The sequence below is a fragment of the Pseudomonas sp. NFACC41-3 genome, assembly GCF_900109505.1.
GTDB classification, from domain to species: Bacteria; Pseudomonadota; Gammaproteobacteria; order Pseudomonadales; family Pseudomonadaceae; genus Aquipseudomonas; species Aquipseudomonas chlororaphis.
On record NZ_FOAE01000002.1, the window covers coordinates 679,050 to 695,146 of the forward strand.

Annotated in this window: 18 protein-coding genes; 10 read left to right on the forward strand and 8 right to left on the reverse strand. The window is 63.5% G+C overall.

All coding sequences use genetic code 11. The features are described 5' to 3' along the window. Positions 1 to 5: 5 nt before the first annotated feature. The 3 genes from BMY68_RS29885 (at position 6) to BMY68_RS12555 (ending at position 2,870) form a co-directional block, all read left to right on the forward strand. On the forward strand, positions 6 to 173 hold the full coding sequence (locus tag BMY68_RS29885; RefSeq protein ID WP_155274260.1) for a hypothetical protein: 168 nt from the start codon (positions 6 to 8) through the stop codon (positions 171 to 173). 364 nt (positions 174 to 537) lie between these two features. Then, positions 538 to 1,263 (forward strand): winged helix-turn-helix domain-containing protein, encoded by a 726-nt coding sequence (locus tag BMY68_RS12550; protein WP_062824964.1) that lies wholly within the window; start codon positions 538 to 540, stop codon positions 1,261 to 1,263. Next, positions 1,260 to 2,870, forward strand: coding sequence for an ATP-binding protein (locus tag BMY68_RS12555; protein WP_085531923.1), 1,611 nt, complete (start codon positions 1,260 to 1,262; stop codon positions 2,868 to 2,870). Before BMY68_RS12550 ends, BMY68_RS12555 begins: the two co-directional genes overlap by 4 nt. 27 nt (positions 2,871 to 2,897) lie before the next feature. Here BMY68_RS12555 and BMY68_RS12560 read toward each other — a convergent pair whose 3' ends face one another. Further along, a complete protein-coding gene (locus BMY68_RS12560) occupies positions 2,898 to 3,623 on the reverse strand; it encodes a 4'-phosphopantetheinyl transferase family protein (RefSeq protein ID WP_085531921.1) in 726 nt (241 codons plus the stop codon). 103 nt (positions 3,624 to 3,726) lie between these two features. Then, positions 3,727 to 4,518 carry a dienelactone hydrolase family protein gene (locus BMY68_RS12565; RefSeq protein WP_085531920.1) on the reverse strand — a complete coding sequence of 264 codons (792 nt, stop codon included), beginning with the start codon at positions 4,516 to 4,518 and terminating at the stop codon, positions 3,727 to 3,729. Between the two features lie 145 nt (positions 4,519 to 4,663). Here BMY68_RS12565 and BMY68_RS12570 point away from each other — a divergent pair, with 145 nt between their 5' ends. The 3 genes from BMY68_RS12570 to BMY68_RS12580 all read left to right on the forward strand — a co-directional run bounded on the left by BMY68_RS12570 (position 4,664) and on the right by BMY68_RS12580 (position 7,405). Beyond that, the gene (locus tag BMY68_RS12570; RefSeq protein WP_007931772.1) at positions 4,664 to 5,266 is read left to right on the forward strand and encodes a hypothetical protein; all 603 of its coding nucleotides are present in this window, start codon (positions 4,664 to 4,666) and stop codon (positions 5,264 to 5,266) included. Between the two features lie 118 nt (positions 5,267 to 5,384). Beyond that, positions 5,385 to 6,062: a response regulator gene (locus BMY68_RS12575; RefSeq protein ID WP_007931776.1), complete on the forward strand. Its 678-nt coding sequence runs from the start codon at positions 5,385 to 5,387 to the stop codon at positions 6,060 to 6,062. After that, positions 6,059 to 7,405 carry an ATP-binding protein gene (locus tag BMY68_RS12580; RefSeq protein ID WP_009045131.1) on the forward strand — a complete coding sequence of 449 codons (1,347 nt, stop codon included), beginning with the start codon at positions 6,059 to 6,061 and terminating at the stop codon, positions 7,403 to 7,405. The genes BMY68_RS12575 and BMY68_RS12580 overlap by 4 nt, the downstream gene beginning before the upstream one ends. Positions 7,406 to 7,414: 9 nt before the next feature. Here BMY68_RS12580 and BMY68_RS12585 read toward each other — a convergent pair whose 3' ends face one another. Continuing rightward, positions 7,415 to 8,413: an AraC family transcriptional regulator gene (locus tag BMY68_RS12585; RefSeq protein WP_085531918.1), complete on the reverse strand. Its 999-nt coding sequence runs from the start codon at positions 8,411 to 8,413 to the stop codon at positions 7,415 to 7,417. Positions 8,414 to 8,759: 346 nt separating this feature from the next. On the opposite strand from BMY68_RS12585, the gene BMY68_RS12590 reads away from it, so the two are divergent. Together BMY68_RS12590 and BMY68_RS12595 are read left to right on the forward strand one after the other, a co-directional pair. Continuing rightward, positions 8,760 to 10,094, forward strand: coding sequence for a dicarboxylate/amino acid:cation symporter (locus tag BMY68_RS12590; RefSeq protein WP_007931783.1), 1,335 nt, complete (start codon positions 8,760 to 8,762; stop codon positions 10,092 to 10,094). 151 nt (positions 10,095 to 10,245) lie between these two features. Then, positions 10,246 to 11,427: a CaiB/BaiF CoA transferase family protein gene (locus BMY68_RS12595; protein WP_085531916.1), complete on the forward strand. Its 1,182-nt coding sequence runs from the start codon at positions 10,246 to 10,248 to the stop codon at positions 11,425 to 11,427. Positions 11,428 to 11,443: 16 nt separating this feature from the next. On the opposite strand, the gene BMY68_RS12600 is transcribed toward BMY68_RS12595, so the two are convergent. Then, on the reverse strand, positions 11,444 to 11,935 hold the full coding sequence (locus BMY68_RS12600; RefSeq protein ID WP_007931787.1) for a SprT family zinc-dependent metalloprotease: 492 nt from the start codon (positions 11,933 to 11,935) through the stop codon (positions 11,444 to 11,446). Between the two features lie 144 nt (positions 11,936 to 12,079). Then, entirely contained in the window at positions 12,080 to 12,682 is a 603-nt protein-coding gene (locus BMY68_RS12605) for a Yip1 family protein (protein WP_007931790.1), read from the reverse strand. A 279-nt stretch (positions 12,683 to 12,961) separates the two neighbouring features. Between BMY68_RS12605 and ttcA the strand changes: the two genes are divergently transcribed. Together ttcA and BMY68_RS12615 are read left to right on the forward strand one after the other, a co-directional pair. After that, positions 12,962 to 13,786 carry a tRNA 2-thiocytidine(32) synthetase TtcA gene (gene ttcA, locus BMY68_RS12610; protein ID WP_007931792.1) on the forward strand — a complete coding sequence of 275 codons (825 nt, stop codon included), beginning with the start codon at positions 12,962 to 12,964 and terminating at the stop codon, positions 13,784 to 13,786. Between the two features lie 76 nt (positions 13,787 to 13,862). Beyond that, complete coding sequence (locus BMY68_RS12615) at positions 13,863 to 14,534, forward strand: DNA-3-methyladenine glycosylase I (protein WP_009050287.1); 672 nt, start codon at positions 13,863 to 13,865, stop codon at positions 14,532 to 14,534. 111 nt (positions 14,535 to 14,645) lie between these two features. Here the strand turns inward: BMY68_RS12615 and BMY68_RS12620 are convergent, their stop codons facing one another. From BMY68_RS12620 to arsC, 3 genes are read right to left on the reverse strand one after another with little or no spacing between them, the layout of a single operon-like run. Further along, complete coding sequence (locus BMY68_RS12620) at positions 14,646 to 15,071, reverse strand: DUF2069 domain-containing protein (RefSeq protein WP_085531914.1); 426 nt, start codon at positions 15,069 to 15,071, stop codon at positions 14,646 to 14,648. After that, positions 15,064 to 15,669, reverse strand: coding sequence for an NAD(P)H:quinone oxidoreductase (wrbA, locus tag BMY68_RS12625; RefSeq protein WP_007931797.1), 606 nt, complete (start codon positions 15,667 to 15,669; stop codon positions 15,064 to 15,066). Before wrbA ends, BMY68_RS12620 begins: the two co-directional genes overlap by 8 nt. Next, positions 15,666 to 16,019 (reverse strand): arsenate reductase (glutaredoxin), encoded by a 354-nt coding sequence (arsC, locus tag BMY68_RS12630; protein WP_085531912.1) that lies wholly within the window; start codon positions 16,017 to 16,019, stop codon positions 15,666 to 15,668. The genes wrbA and arsC overlap by 4 nt, the downstream gene beginning before the upstream one ends. Positions 16,020 to 16,097: the final 78 nt, after the last annotated feature.

Consider the following 16,097-nt stretch of genomic DNA (forward strand, 5'->3'; position numbering starts at 1 on the left):
CAGTCATGTACTGCAACACCCGTACCGTTTTCCTCGCCGTGGGCTGGAAAACCGCAGCCATCCGCACGCGCGGTTTGGCTTCTGAAAATCCGATTGGTTCCACCAAACGAGTGCAAGAAAAGCGCTTGAGTTTCTTGTCTGATTTGTGTTTGGTTTTTGGCCTGAAACCCTAGATGTAGGGTTTTTTTGCGGCCGAGCTACAAGATAATGCGTTTTTGGGGGTGATTGCAACGTACAGCCTGTGGATAAGGTTGTGCGTAAATTGTGTATGAAGCAGGTAAACCTCACGCAGGCCGCAGCAGGGCTGGATCCTACCGTTTGTCACTGTTTTTTGCCCTGCAAAACTGCCCGGGGCGGATTTTTGCGGGCGCGAACCCTATCACAAAAAAACGCCTTTACCGAGCGCATTCAGCGCCTTGTGTTCACGGCCTTTGCCGTTGCTACAATCGGGCCTTGCAGACATTGTTTTATCCATCTCACATTACAAAAAGACGGGCGGATTCTTCCGGAGCCCGTATCTGGCAAGCAGAGGTCACCGTGGAGCAAGAAGCGTGGCAGATATTGATCGTCGAGGACGATCAGCGACTGGCCGAGTTGACCTGTGAATATCTGCAGAGCAATGGATTGCGTGTCGCCATCGAAGGCAATGGCGCCCTGGCCGCGGCGCGGATCATTGCCGAACAACCCGACCTGGTGATCCTCGACCTGATGCTGCCCGGCGAGGATGGCCTGAGCATTTGCCGCAAGGTCCGCGATCGCTACGACGGGCCAATCCTGATGCTGACCGCGCGCACCGACGACATGGACCAGATACTGGGGCTGGACACCGGTGCCGACGATTACGTGTGCAAGCCGGTCCGTCCGCGCCTGTTGCTGGCCAGGATCCAGGCCCTGCTGCGGCGTAGCGAACCTGTGGAAAGCAGCGCGCCGGAGAAATCCCGGCGCCTGCAATTCGGTCCGCTGGTGGTGGACAGCGCCTTGCGCGAGGCCTGGCTGCACGATGCCGGGATCGAGTTGACCAGCGCCGAGTTCGACCTGCTCTGGCTACTGGTGGCCAACGCCGGGCGCATTCTGTCCCGCGAGGAAATCTTCACCGCCCTGCGCGGCATCGGCTATGACGGCCAGGACCGCTCCATCGATGTGCGCATTTCGCGGATCCGCCCGAAAATCGGCGACGACCCGGAACACCCGCGGTTGATCAAGACCATCCGCAGCAAGGGTTATCTGTTCGTCCCCGAAGCCGCTGCCGACCTGTCGCCTTGAACTCCATATTCCTGCGCATCTACGGCGGCATGTGCGCCGCGCTGATTCTGGTGGCGTTGTTGGGCGTACTGGCGCTGCACCTGCTCAACCAGGTGCGCAGCGAGCAATACCGCGAGCGCCTGGCCCACGGCACGTTCTCGCTGATGGCCGACAACCTGCAACCCATGAGCGAAATCGAGCGCCGCCGCGCCCTGGCAGTGTGGGAGCGCCTGTTGGGCATCCCGCTGACCCTGCAGACCTTCACCCAGACCGGCCTCGACCTCGGGCAGCGCAACCGCGTGCTGCGCGGCCAGGCCCTGGTGGAGCAGACCGGGCCTTACGCGGCGCGGGTCTATCGCCTGGTCAGCGAGTCGGAACAACTGCTGCTGACCGGCGAGGTGCAGCAGATCAGCGAACAGTTGGCGCGGGCGACTATCTATCTGCTGGCCGACGAGTTGGTGCGCTTTCCGGTGGCCGAGCAGCCGGAACGCCTGGCGGCACTGAAAAAGAACAAAGGCTTTGGCTTCGACATGCACCTGGTCACCCAGGACGACGCGGACATGGACGAGGACCAGCGTCGCCGGGTTGCCGAGGGCGATACGGTGATGGCGCTGGGCAAGGGCGGCGATTCGATCCGTGTGTTCGCAGGGATGGTGGGCACGCCCTGGGTGCTGGAAATCGGCCCGCTGTACCAGATGAATCCCTACCCGCCGCAATGGCTGGTGTTGATCGCGGTGCTGGGCCTGAGCCTGATCGGCCTGATCGTCTATTTATTGGTACGCCAGCTGGAGCGGCGCTTGCGTGGCCTTGAGTCGGCGGCCACGCGCATTGCCAAGGGCAGCCTGGAAGCCCGGGTGCCGGCCGGTGGCGCCGATTCCGTGGGCCGGTTGGCGGCGGCCTTCAATGGCATGGCCGAGCATTTGCAGCGCTTGCTGGCGATCCAGCGCGAGCTGGTGCGCGCGGTGTCCCATGAGTTGCGCACGCCGGTGGCGCGCCTGCGCTTTGGCCTGGAGATGATCGGCTCGGCGACCACTCCGCAGGCCCGGGACAAATACATGGAGGGCATGGACAGCGATATCCAGGACCTCGACCGGCTGGTGGATGAAATGCTCACCTATGCGCGGCTGGAACAGGGTTCGCCGGCGCTGAACTTCCAGCGCATCGACCTGGACGCGCTGATCAACCAGGTGATCAGCGAGCTGGCGCCGTTGCGCGCGCAGGTCAAGGTGCAGCGTGGTTCGTGCCTGTCCGCGGCGGATTGCGATGGCGCCTGGGTCGAGGCCGAGCCGCGCTACCTGCATCGGGCGTTGCAGAACCTGGTGAGCAACGCCATGCGCCACGCCGAGTCGCAGGTGCTGGTCAGTTACCAGGTGGGGCAGATGCGTTGCCGGGTCGATGTCGAGGACGATGGCCCGGGGGTTCCGGAAAGCGCCTGGGAGCGGATCTTCACCCCGTTCCTGCGTCTGGATGACAGCCGTACCCGCGCTTCGGGTGGGCACGGCCTGGGGTTGTCGATCGTGCGGCGGATTATTCACTGGCACGACGGCCGGGCGTTGATCAGCAGGAGCAAGACCCTCGGCGGCGCCTGCTTCAGCCTGAGCTGGCCACGGCATCAGGATAAAGGTTGAGGGCTTGCGCTCAGGTTCGTCCGGGCATCAAGCCCGGATGCTGACCAGGCTCAGCAGTTGCCCGTCCTGCAGGGCGAATTGCGCGTCCAGTTCACTGCCATTGCGCCATTCGCTGGACAGGTCCGTCAGCAGGCGCAGGCGGACCTGGCCGCTGGCCGTCCACTCCAGCACTTCGGCGTGTTCGAAATAGAAGCGTTGCCGGACGATCGGGTACAGCGCCTTGAACAGGCTTTCCTTCACCGAAAAGGTCAGGGTGACCCAGAGCGCCAGTTGTTCCCGCGGGGCGGCGGCCATGCGCTGCATTTCGGCCGGGATGAGGATTTCCCCCGCCAGGCGTTCCGCCCGTTCGCTGTTGAGCAGGTTCTCTAGGTCCATGCCCAGCCCCCGCCAATGCTCCTTGCGCGCGACAATCGCCGCGGCACGCCCGGTGCTGTGGGTGATCGAGCCGCTGATGTGCGTCGGCCAGACCGGCGCCCGGTCCTCGCCGATCGGCGGAATGCAGTCCAGGCCGTCCAGGCGTTGCAGGGCGGCGCGGGCGCAGAAACGCCCGGCGAGAAACTCGGCCTGCCGTTTCGCCACCGAACGTTGAATGCTCGCGGGCGGCTCGATGGCGCTGAGCTGGAAGTCGTTGCTGGCCAGGCGCGAGGCATCGAAATGGGTGCCGAGCAGGACGACGTCCGGCAGGGCGTCGGGCAGCGGCCACTGGTCGTCGAGTGGGGTGCAGCAGGCGGGGAGGGTGGGGATGAGATTCATGCCAGGCATTTTGCCGGGTTGTAAGGCTGGAGGGTAGCCTGGCAAGCACCGGCCTCGATGCCGCCGCCCCGGGAGTTGAGACCTCGGGGCGGTCGACGCGGGGTCAGCCGAACAGCTTCTTGAAGAACGCCTGCATATCCGCCCATGAGCGTTCATCGGCGGCCTTGCTGTAGCCGATGTCCAGCCCGCCATGTTCGCCATGGCTCATGCGGTCGGCATCCGGATTGCTGAAGCTGTGCTTGGCGCCCTCGAGGTTGACGAACCGGTAGTCGGCGCCGGCCTTGTCCATTTCTGCCTTGAAGGCGCTGACGTTATCGGCGGTGACCATGCTGTCGAGGGCGCCGTGCTCCACCAGGATTTTCGCCTTGACGCTGCCAGGAGTGGCCGGGGTGCTGGTGACCAGGGCGCCATGGAAACTCACCACGCCGAGCAGGGGCAGGCCCTGGCGCGCCGCGTCCAGCACCACCTTGCCGCCGAAGCAGTAGCCGATCGCGGCCAGCTTGGCCGGGTCGGTCTGTGGTTGTTTCTTCAGCAGGTCGAGCCCGGCCTTGAAGCGCGCGCTGGCGGCGGCACTGTCTTTCGAGGCGGCCTGCATGAAGGCCATGGCGTCTTTCGGGTGCTCGGTGTTCTTGCCGTCGCCGTACATATCGATGGCCAGGGCGCTGTAGCCCAAGGCCGCGAGATCCCGGGCCCGGCGTTTGGCGTAGTCGTTCAGGCCCCACCATTCATGCACCACCACGACGCCGGGACGTGGCCCTTGCAAGCTGTCGTCATAGGCGTAGTAGCCGATGAGCCGGGTACCGTCGGGGCTCTGGTAGGGGATTTCCTGGGTCTTGATGGCTGCCTGGCTCAAGCCGCAGAAAGCCAACAACAAACAAGCGAAAAGCGCGCGCATGGTCCGTTCTCCTTTTAAAAGACTGCCAGACAGCCTAGTCGATTTGATTCAGCCGAGGTTCAGAGTGTGTTCAGGGGGAGTTCAGGGCGGGGTCGGTAGTCTGGCTCCCGTACCCAAAAACACATAGCGAATGAGGAAACACCCCATGACTACTTTCAAGAAGATGATCCTGGCCTTCACTGTTCTCGGCGCCAGCGCTGTCGTCCAGGCCGCCGACAGCAACTTCGCCAGCCTTACCTATGGCCAGACCAGCGACAAGGTCAAGAAGTCCAGCCTGCTCAACAGCAACCTGAACAACCCGAACGCCGACGGTGTGATCGGCAAGGACAACACCTGGGGCGTGCGCCTGGGTCAGCAGAATGACCAGCACCGCTACTACGCCACCTACGACAATGTCTCCGGCTCGCACAATGGCATTAAACTGCGCCAGGAAAACCTGCTCGGCAGCTACGATGTGTTCCTGCCAGTGACCAGCAGCACCAAGCTGTTCGGCGGCGGTACCGCGGGCCTGACCAAGCTGACCCAGGATTCCCCAGGCTTCAGCCGCGACAGCGATATCGGTTATGCCGTCGGCGTGCAGGCCGGTGTCCTGCAGCAGGTTTCACAGAACACTTCGGTCGAACTGGGTTACCGTTACCTGCGCAGCAATGCCAGCACCGAGATGAGCGAGCGCAGTGGCAGCAAGCAGGGTTCGCTGAGCCTGACCAGCAGCGCCCAGACGTACCTGTCGGCCAACTACGCTTTCTAAAATATTGTCCTGGTTCTGACCGCGCCGGATCTGCCAAGGCAAGATCCGGCGTTGCCATATATACGATCAGGGCGCCTGAGCGCCCTTGGAGATGTCGAATTTTGCCTGGGAGAGCTGCATGAAACTGCTCGTCGTTGAAGATGAGGCGCTGCTGCGCCATCACTTGCAAACCCGCCTCACGGACAGCGGCCATGTGGTCGAGTCCGTGGCCAATGCCGAGGAGGCGCTGTATCAGACCGAGCAGTTCAACCATGATCTGGCGGTGATCGACCTGGGCCTGCCGGGCATGGGTGGGCTGGACCTGATCCGTCAGCTGCGCTCGCGGGGCAAGGCGTTTCCGATCCTGATCCTGACGGCACGCGGCAACTGGCAGGACAAGGTCGAAGGGCTGGCCGCCGGCGCCGACGACTATGTGGTCAAGCCTTTCCAGTTCGAGGAACTGGACGCACGCTTGAATGCGCTGCTGCGCCGCTCCAGCGGGTTCACCCAGTCGACCATCATCGCTGGTCCGCTGCTGCTCGACCTGAATCGCAAGCAGGCCTCGCTCGACGAACAACCGCTGGCGCTGACCGCCTACGAGTACCGGATTCTCGAGTACCTCATGCGCCACCATCAGCAGGTGGTGGCCAAGGACCGGCTGATGGAGCAGCTGTACCCGGACGATGACGAGCGCGATCCGAACGTGATCGAGGTGCTGGTCGGCCGCCTGCGGCGCAAGCTGGAAGGGCCGTCGGGCTTCAAGCCCATCGATACCGTGCGTGGCCTGGGTTACCTGTTCAACGAGCGCTGCCGATGATCCGATCGTTACGCCTGCGCCTGATGCTGGCGGCCACGACGCTGGCGGTGCTGTTCATGCTGGCGTTGTTGCCGGCCATGCAAGGCGCGTTCAGCCTGGCGCTGCAGGACTCCATCGAGCAGCGCCTGGCTTCCGACGTGACCACGCTGATCTCGGCGGCCCGGGTCGAGAACAATCACTTGCAAATGCCGGCGCAACTGCCGGACGAGCGCTTCAACCTGACCGACAGCCGTCTCCTGGGCTACATCTACGACCGGGAGGGGCGGCTGGTCTGGCGCTCCAAGGCGACCCAGGAAGAGAACATCAACTACAAGCCACGGTATGACGGGCGCGGCAACGAGTTCGCGCGTATCCGCGAGGTCAACGGCCAGGAGTTTTTCGTCTACGACGTCGAGGTCAAGCTGCTGGGCGGTAAAAGCGCGGCGTTCAGCATCGTCGCCTTGCAGCCGGTGCGTGAGTACCAGTTGACCCTGGAAGGGGTGCGGGAAAACCTCTACCTCGGGTTCGGCGCCGCGTTGCTGGTGCTCCTGGCGCTGCTCTGGCTCGGCCTGACCTGGGGCCTGCAGGCATTGCGCCGGCTGAGCCAGGAGCTGGACGAAATCGAGAGCGGCACCCGGCAAAGCCTCAGCGAAGAACATCCACGCGAACTGTTGCGCCTGACCGGCTCGTTGAACCGCCTGCTGCACAGCGAGCGCGAGCAACGCAGCCGTTATCGCGATTCCCTGGATGACCTGGCCCACAGCCTGAAGACCCCGCTGACGGTGTTGCAAGGGGTCAGTGAAGACATGGCCCTGCGCCCCCAGGACCGCGAACAGGCCTGGGTGTTGCAGACCCAGATCGAACGCATGAGCCAGCAGATCAGCTACCAGCTGCAGCGCGCCAGCCTGCGCAAGAGCGGCCTGGTGCGCCACCAGGTGCGTTTGCGTCCGGTGCTGAAAAGCCTGTGCGACACCCTGGACAAGGTCTATCGCGACAAACAGGTGCGGGTCTCGTTCGACTTGCCGGAGCGCTGCTATGTGCCGATCGAGCATGGAGCCTTGCTCGAATTGCTGGGCAACTTGCTGGAGAACGCCTACCGCCTGTGCCTGAGCGAGGTGCGCATCAGTGTCCGCCAAGACCTCCACGGCGCGCAGTTGTGTGTCGAGGACGACGGGCCGGGCGTGCCGCCGGACCAGCGGGCGCGGATTCTCCAGCGCGGCGAACGGCTGGATCGCCAGCATCCGGGGCAGGGGATCGGCCTGGCGGTGGTCAAGGACATCATCGACAGCTACGGCGCGCAACTGACCCTTGGCGATTCCACCCTGGGCGGGGCGGCGTTCCGTATTCACTTCCCGGTAATTTGATCAGGGCGCTCAGGTTTCCTGGGCGCGGTAGGCGCCCGGGGTCAGCCCGGTCCACTTCTTGAACGCGCGGTGAAAGGCCGATGGCTCGGAAAAGCCGGTCTGCTCGGCGATCTGTTGCAACGACAGGTCGGCCCGACGCAGATGGTAGATGGCGATATCGCGCCGCAACTGATCCTTCAACTCCTGAAAGCTCGTGCCTTCTTCGCGCAAGTGCCGGCGCAGGGTCTGCGGGCTGATGTGCAGGTGCTGGGCGATGCTTTCCAGGTCCGGCCAATGGTTGCTGTCGCGGCTGAGCAGGCGGCGCAGCTGGCTGCTCAGGCTGTCGCCGTCGTCCGGGCGGGCCAGCAGGTCGGCGGGGGAGCGTTCAAGGAAGTGCTTGAGGGTTCGTTCGTCCTGCAGCAGCGGCATGCTCAGGTAGCGGCTGTGGAACAGCAGGCTGCTGCAGTCGCGGGAAAACACCAGGGGGCAGGGGAACAGCAGGTCGTATTCGTTGCCGTGCTCGGGTTTCGGGTAGCTGAAACAGGCCTGTTCGAGGCGGATGCGCTGGCCGATCAACCAACTGCCGAGGCGATGCCAGATCACCAGCAGGCTCTCGCTGAGGAAGTGGTCCGGGTCCCACAGCGCGGCGTCGTCCAGGCTCAGGCGGGTCATGTCCCCTTCGCGCGTCAGGCTCAGCCGCGGTGCCTGGGGGAACAGGCTATAGAACAGCAGGCCGCGCTGCAGGGCCTTCTCCAGGTTGCTGCAGTGGATCAGGGCGTGGCACATCATGGCGAAGGTGCCGCGCTTGCTCGGGCCGTCGCCAAACCCCAGGTACTCGTCATCGAGGACTTGCCAGAGCTGTTGCAGCAGGCTGGCGAACTGCTCGGGGGCGATACGGGCCTTGGGTTCGTTGAGCAGTTCGAGGCTGATGCCCAGGGTCTGCAGCAACTCCGAACAGTCGTAGCCCCGCCGACGCGCCCCGCCCAGGGCGGCGCGGGCGAAATGACTGGCGATGGTGCGTTCGCGCATGAAGGTTGATCCGTCCATTAAGTGGCGGATGTTAACAGCCGACAACGACTGGGCAAGGCGGATATCCGCCAAATTGTAGGACGAGCGTCGGGCGATGGGCGGAAATCCGCCACTTCATGTAGGGACAGGGAGAGCGAGGGCGAGCGCAAACCCTGATGTCCAAAGGCCTTCAGGGTTTTTGGGCAAGCTGGCACGGGCTTTGCGATAGCGAGCAAGGAGAAGGGAGCAGCGAAAGGTGTTCCCCGCAGCTCTACACAACAAATCCCTCCAGTGCAGGAGGGTTCGCACTTTAGGCGTCGTGTGCATCGATGGATGGTGTGCAACGGTGCTCTTGAGGAACTTTGCAATGACGACTCGTCAGCCACTGTACAAATCCCTGTATTTCCAGGTGATCGTTGCCATCGCCATCGGCATCCTGCTCGGTCACTTCTACCCGCAGACCGGTGTGGCCCTCAAGCCGCTGGGTGACGGGTTCATCAAACTGATCAAGATGGTCATCGCGCCCATCATCTTCTGTACGGTCGTCAGCGGTATCGCGGGCATGCAGAACATGAAATCGGTGGGCAAGACCGGTGGCTACGCGCTGCTGTACTTCGAAATCGTTTCGACCATCGCGCTGCTGATCGGCCTGGTCGTGGTCAACGTGGTGCAGCCGGGCAACGGCATGCACATCGACGTGTCCACCCTGGATGCCTCGAAAGTGGCGGCCTACGTCACCGCCGGCAAGGACCAGAGCATCGTCGGCTTCATCCTCAACGTCATTCCGAACACCATCGTCGGCGCCTTCGCCAACGGCGACATCCTGCAAGTGCTGATGTTCTCGGTGATCTTCGGTTTCGCCCTGCACCGCCTGGGTGCCTATGGCAAGCCGGTGCTGGACTTCATCGACCGTTTCGCCCATGTGATGTTCAACATCATCAACATGATCATGAAGCTCGCGCCGATCGGTGCGCTGGGTGCCATGGCCTTCACCATCGGCGCCTACGGCGTGGGTTCGCTGGTGCAGCTGGGCCAGCTGATGATCTGCTTCTACATCACCTGCGTGCTGTTCGTGCTGGTGGTGCTGGGCGCCATCTGCCGCGCCCACGGTTTCAGCGTGCTGAAGCTGATCCGCTACATCCGTGAAGAGCTGCTGATCGTACTGGGTACTTCCTCGTCTGAGTCGGCCCTGCCACGCATGCTGATCAAGATGGAACGCCTGGGCGCGAAGAAGTCGGTAGTGGGCCTGGTGATCCCGACCGGTTATTCCTTCAACCTCGACGGTACTTCGATCTACCTGACCATGGCGGCCGTGTTCATCGCCCAGGCGACCGACACCCACATGGACATCACTCACCAGATCACCCTGCTGCTGGTGCTGCTGCTGTCCTCCAAAGGCGCCGCGGGCGTGACCGGTAGCGGCTTCATCGTGCTGGCGGCGACTCTGTCGGCCGTGGGTCACCTGCCGGTGGCCGGCCTGGCGCTGATCCTGGGTATCGACCGCTTCATGTCCGAAGCCCGCGCGCTGACCAACCTGGTGGGTAACGCGGTAGCCACCGTAGTGGTCGCCAAGTGGGTCAAGGAGCTGGACGAAGACCAGTTGCAGGCCGAGCTGGCTTCCGGTGGTCGTGCTATCAGCGACACTCGCGAAGAAGATGACCTGGGCGTTGCCGAAGGCCCAACCCCGACGTCCGTGAAGTAACTTCACCGCGTCGATGAAAAACCCGCTGCGGCGGGTTTTTTCATGCCCGGGATTTGAGCGCAACGGTCAGCCCGGGTGGCGCTTGCGGTGATTGCCGGGCCTCGAGACGCTGCCTACTCTGTGGGCAGTCAATCGGCAAGGGAGGGTGCTCATGCAAGGGCCACTGGCGTCACTCAAGGTACTGGATTTCTCCACGCTGCTGCCGGGGCCGTTCGCCTCCTTGCTGCTGGCGGACATGGGCGCCGAGGTGCTGCGCATCGAATCGCCGACCCGAATGGACCTGTTGCGGGTGCTGCCGCCCCACGATCAGGGCGTCTCCGCCAGCCATGCCTACCTCAATCGCAATAAGCGCAGCCTGGCGCTGGACCTCAAGCAGCCCGAGGCGCTGGAGGTGATCCGCCAACTGGTGCTGGAGTACGACATCGTCCTGGAGCAGTTCCGCCCTGGGGTGATGGAGCGCCTGGGGCTGGGCTACGAGGCGCTGAAGGCGCTGAACCCGAAGCTGATCTATGTCTCGATCACCGGTTACGGCCAGACCGGCCCGTACCGGGACCGCGCCGGCCACGACATCAATTACCTGGCCCTGGCGGGCCTGGCCAGCTACACCGGGCGCAAGGACAGCGGGCCGCTGCCCCTGGGCATCCAGGCGGCGGATATCGCCGGCGGTTCGCTGCATGGGGTCATCGGCCTGCTCGCGGCGGTGATTGCCCGCCAGCACAGCGGCCTGGGGCAGCACCTGGACGTGAGCATGACCGATTGCGTGTTCAGCCTGAACGCCATGGCCGGGGCCGGCTACCTGGCGTGCGGGATCGAACCCGCAGCGGAGCAGCAGGTGCTCAATGGCGGCAGCTTCTATGACTATTACCGCAGTCGGGATGGTCGCTGGCTGTCGGTGGGCAGCCTGGAGCCGCCGTTCATGCAGGCGCTGTGCAAGGCCCTGGGGCGTCCGGAACTGGCGGCCCAGGGGCTGTCACCGCAGCCGGAACAACAGCAGGCGCTCAAGCAGGCCTTGCAGGTCGAGTTCGAGAAGCTCGATTTTGCCGAGCTCTGCGAGTTGTTTGCTGGGGTCGACGCCTGCGTCGAACCGGTGCTGGGCCTGGCGGAGGCGGTGGCGCATCCGCAGCTGCAGGCACGGCAACTGGTCAGCCAGGTGCCGCGTGGCGATGGCAGCTACCAGGCGCAGATGGCCTGTCCGTTGAAGTTTTCCCAGGGGCTGCCGGAGCCGCGGCATATCGGGGCGGAACTGGGCGCCCATAGCGACCAGGTGCTTGTCGAGCTGGGTTACAGCGCGCAGCGCATCGCTGAGCTACGCCAGGGCCGGGTCATCCTGTAGGGCGCCAGGGCCAGGTTCACTCCACCCGCATCTCGCCGCTGAACACCAGGGTGTGCCGGCAACGCCGGCACAGATAACGCCGGCCCTGGGCGACCAGGCGGTGGCGCTGGGCGGAAAACGGGAAGTCGTTGTCGCAGGGGCAGCGGTAGATGTAGCGGGTCACGCTGCGGCGCTGGATCTCGTAGGTGTGGCAGCGATTGGGCGGCAGTTCGTACACGCCGCGCATGATCAGTTGCCATTCTTCGCCGTGGGGCTGAATGCGCTCGCCGAACAGTTGGTGGGCGATCAGGTGCGCGACTTCATGGGCCACGGTCTGTTTGAGGAAGTCTTCGGTGTTTTCCCGGTACAGCTGCGGGTTGAAGCGCAGCAGGTTCTCGTGCAGGTGGGCGACACCGGCTTTCTGGCCGCGCAACTTGAGGCTGACCACCGGGCGTTTGAAAGGTCGTTTGAAAAAGGATTCAGCGAGTTGGAAACAGTCTTCGACGCGGGTATTGAGTTGCTCGGGCATGCTTAACGGCTCTCCAGAGCGGGTGAGTATGCCGCAAAGCCGATGCATTCCGAATCGTCCAGGCGCCGAATGGTCGTTGCGCAGATTAGAAGGCCGCCTTGCGGCGGCCTGTGTTGGCAGATTGTGTTGGTTTTTTGAGCGACGTCAGTTGGTGTAAACGGGGCCGACGCCAAGACCCCAGACGATCACGGTGAACGCCATGATCGCGACCAGCACCACCAGCCCAACGGCCAGTACGGAGCTTGAGAACAGGAAACCTTCGTCCGAGGGAATGTTCATGAAGGTCGGCAACCCGACATACAGCAGGTAGACGGTGTAGCAGATGGCGGCCGTGCCGACGATCATGCCGAGCCACATGTGCGGATACAGCGCCGCCAGGCCGCCGATGAACAGGGGCGTCGCGGTATAGGTGGCGAACGCGATGCAGCGCGCCAGGCTCGGGCTGGCGTCGTAGGTGCGGGCCATCCAGTGGACGAAGGCGCCCATGACCGCGACCCCGCCCAGCATCGCCAGGTACGACATGATGGTCATCCACAGCGCGCTTTCCATGGTCAGCATGACCGGTGCTCGATTGCCGATGACCCAACCGACCTGGGTGGTGCCGATAAACGCCGAAATCGCCGGAATCGCCGCGAGAATCAGCGTGTGGGTGAGGTACATGTGGCTGATGCTTTCCTCTTCGTCGCCACGTATTTCTCGCCATTCCTGATCGGGGTGGGTGAAGAGTCCCACGACATGATGAATCATAGTCAGTCACTCCTTTGTTATTGCCATCGCCCCCCAACGGAGCGCCTACGGGCCAGCGGCCAAGTAAGTAAAGGTCTGAATACGTGTGCGACCTTATGTCGCAGTATAGAAAGGACTGACTTGCAAAGGTCATGGGCGTTAGAGCAAATCGCGCTGTCGACGCGGCTGGTAATCGCATTCGGCGATTTGATCGGTCGGCTGGCGCCTGGCGCTTCGCCCGCGCGCGGTTTTTGCGTAAAATGACCGGCTTTTCGTCACACACCGCGGATTTCAAGCGCCATGGGCACTCTTACGGTCAACCAGAACAAACTGCAGAAACGCTTGCGCCGCCAGGCCGGGGAAGCGGTCGCCGACTTCAACATGATCGAAGACGGCGACAAGGTCATGGTCTGCCTGTCCGGCGGCAAGGACAGTTACACCATGCTCGACGTGCTGATGCACCTGCAGAAGGTTGCACCGATCAAGTTCGACATCGTCGCCGTGAACATGGACCAGAAGCAGCCCGGGTTTCCCGAGCACGTATTGCCGGCCTACCTCGAGACACTGGGTGTGGAGTACCACATCGTCGAGAAGGACACCTATTCGGTGGTCAAGGAACTGATACCGGAAGGCAAGACCACCTGTTCGCTGTGCTCGCGCCTGCGTCGCGGCACCCTGTACACCTTCGCCGACGAGATCGGCGCGACCAAGATGGCCCTGGGTCACCATCGCGACGACATCGTCGAGACCTTCTTCCTCAACATGTTCTACAACGGCTCGCTCAAGGCCATGCCGCCCAAGCTGCGGGCCGACGACGGGCGTAATGTGGTGATCCGCCCACTGGCCTATTGCAGCGAGAAGGACATCCAGGCCTATTCCGACCTCAAGCAGTTCCCGATCATCCCGTGCAACCTCTGCGGCTCCCAGGAAAACCTGCAGCGTCAGGTGGTCAAGGAAATGCTCCAGGAATGGGAACGCAAGACCCCGGGTCGTACCGAAAGCATTTTCCGCGGCCTGCAGAACGTGGTGCCGTCGCAGCTGGCGGACCGTAACCTGTTCGACTTCACCAGCCTGAAGATCGATGAAACCGCGGCTTCGCGTTTCGTCAATGTGGTGAACCTCTGAGTCGTCTCGCGGCTCTGTATCGTGGAATCACGGCGCTCCTCTGAGCGCCGTTTCTTTATCGTCATTAGGAGAGGGCATGCGCGATTACAAGTGGCTGCACGAATACTGTCTGAACCGCTTCGGTTCGGCGGCCGAGCTGGAAGCCCATCTGCCGGTGCCGAAAACCCCGGCGCAATTGCGCAAGATCAGCGATGACCGTTACCTCTCGACCCTGGCCCTGCGGGTATTTCGCGCCGGTTTGAAGCACAGCCTGGTGGACGCCAAGTGGCCGGCCTTCGAAGAGGTGTTCTTTGGCTTCGACCCGGAAAAAGTGGTGCTGATGGGCGCCGAGCACCTTGAGCGACTGATGCAGGACACACGGATCATTCGCCACCTGGGCAAGCTCAAGAGCGTGCCGCGCAACGCGCAGATGGTGCTCGACGTGGAAAAGGAGAAGGGCAGTTTCGGCGCCTTGATCGCCGACTGGCCGGTGACCGACATCGTCGGCCTGTGGAAGTACCTGGCCAAGCACGGTCACCAGTTGGGCGGCCTCTCGGCCCCGCGCTTTCTGCGGATGGTCGGCAAGGACACCTTCGTGCCGACCTATGACGTGGTGGCGGCGCTGAATGCGCAGCAGATCATCGACAAGGTGCCCAGCAGCCTCAAGGACCTGGCCACCGTGCAGGGCGCCTTCAACCAGTGGCACGCCGAAAGTGGCCGGCCGCTGTGCCAGATCTCGATGATGCTGGCGTATACGGTCAATCACTGATCGGGGCGTGTTCCCTGGAGTACCGCGTCATCGTTCATCGCGAGCAAGCTTCGCTCCTACAGAAGTACTGGGTGCTCTGTAGGGGCGAGGCCTGCCCGCGATCGCGCGCCGTCAGGCGGCGCTGACCTGGCCTTCGCCCGCCAGCTTGCGATTGAGCTGGAAGCGCCAGCGCACGTAGAGCAGGGCCGAGCAGAACACGGCCAGGCTGGCCAGCATCTCCAGGATGCCGAACAGTTGCCGGTTCGGGTCGTAGGCGGCCAGCGCGCCCTTGATGAAATACAGGTTCACCACGAAGCACATCCAGGAATGCCCGCGGGCGCTGCCCATCAGCATGCCCGGCGCCATCAACAGCAGCGGCACCAGTTCGATCAGCAGGATCACCCAGGGCCGGGCGCCGTGCAGGTCGGCGACGAACAGGTAGTAGCCGCAGAGCAGGCCGACCAGGCCGAAAAAGCAGATCAGGCTCAGCACCCGGGTGATGCGTACGCGTGGCTCCAGCCATTCGATGGCCGGCAGGATCTTCGGCTTTTTAGCCACGGCTGCTCTCCAGTTGCAGGGCAGTCTTGGCCAGGCGCAGGCCCAGGGCGCGGCAGAGGGCGACCTCGTGCTCGTTCAGCGGGCTCTTGCCGTCGGCGCCGGCATGGTGGCTGGCCCCGTAAGGCGTGCCACCGCCACGGGTTTCCAGCAGGGCCGACTCGCTGTAGGGCAGGCCGGTGATCAGCATGCCGTGGTGCAGCAGCGGCAGCATCATCGACAGCAGGGTGGTTTCCTGGCCGCCGTGCAGGCTGGCGGTGGAGGTGAACACCCCGGCCGGCTTGCCCACCAGGGCGCCGGTCAGCCACAGGTTGCTGGTGCCGTCGAGGAAGTACTTCAGCGGCGCGGCCATGTTGCCGAAACGGGTCGGACTGCCCAGAGCCAGGCCGGAGCAGTGCTTCAGGTCGTCGAGGCTGGCGTACAGCGCGCCGTCTTCCGGGATGCTCGGGGCCACGGCCTCGCAGTCGGCGGATATCGCCGGCACGGTGCGCAGGCGCGCTTCCATGCCTCCTTGTTCGATGCCCCGGGCGATCTGCCGGGCCATCTCGTTGGTCGAGCCGTTGCGGCTGTAGTAGAGAACCAGGATGTACGGCGTACTCAAGGCAGGATCTCCAGCACGTTCTCCGGCGGCCGGCCGATGATGGCCTTGTCGCCGACTTCGAGAATCGGCCGTTCCATGAGTTTCGGGTGCGCGGCGATGGCGGCGATCAGCTGTGCTTCGCTCAGGCTGGCGTCGGCCAGGTTGAGGGTCTTGTACTCGTCTTCGCCGGTGCGCAGCAGCTGGCGGGCGCCGATCCCGAGCTTGCCCAGCAGGTTTTGCAGCTGGGCGGCATCGAGCGGGGTTTCCAGGTAGCGGACCACGGTCGGGGTCAGGCCACGGGCTTCCAGCAGTTCCAGCGCACCGCGGGATTTCGAGCAGCGCGGGTTGTGATAAAGCGTCAGATCGGTCATGGGCGGGTCGCATCTTGCGTAAGGTGGCGGCTATTCTACCTGTGCGACGGGCAGTCCTGAACCTTGCGAGGCGATGGG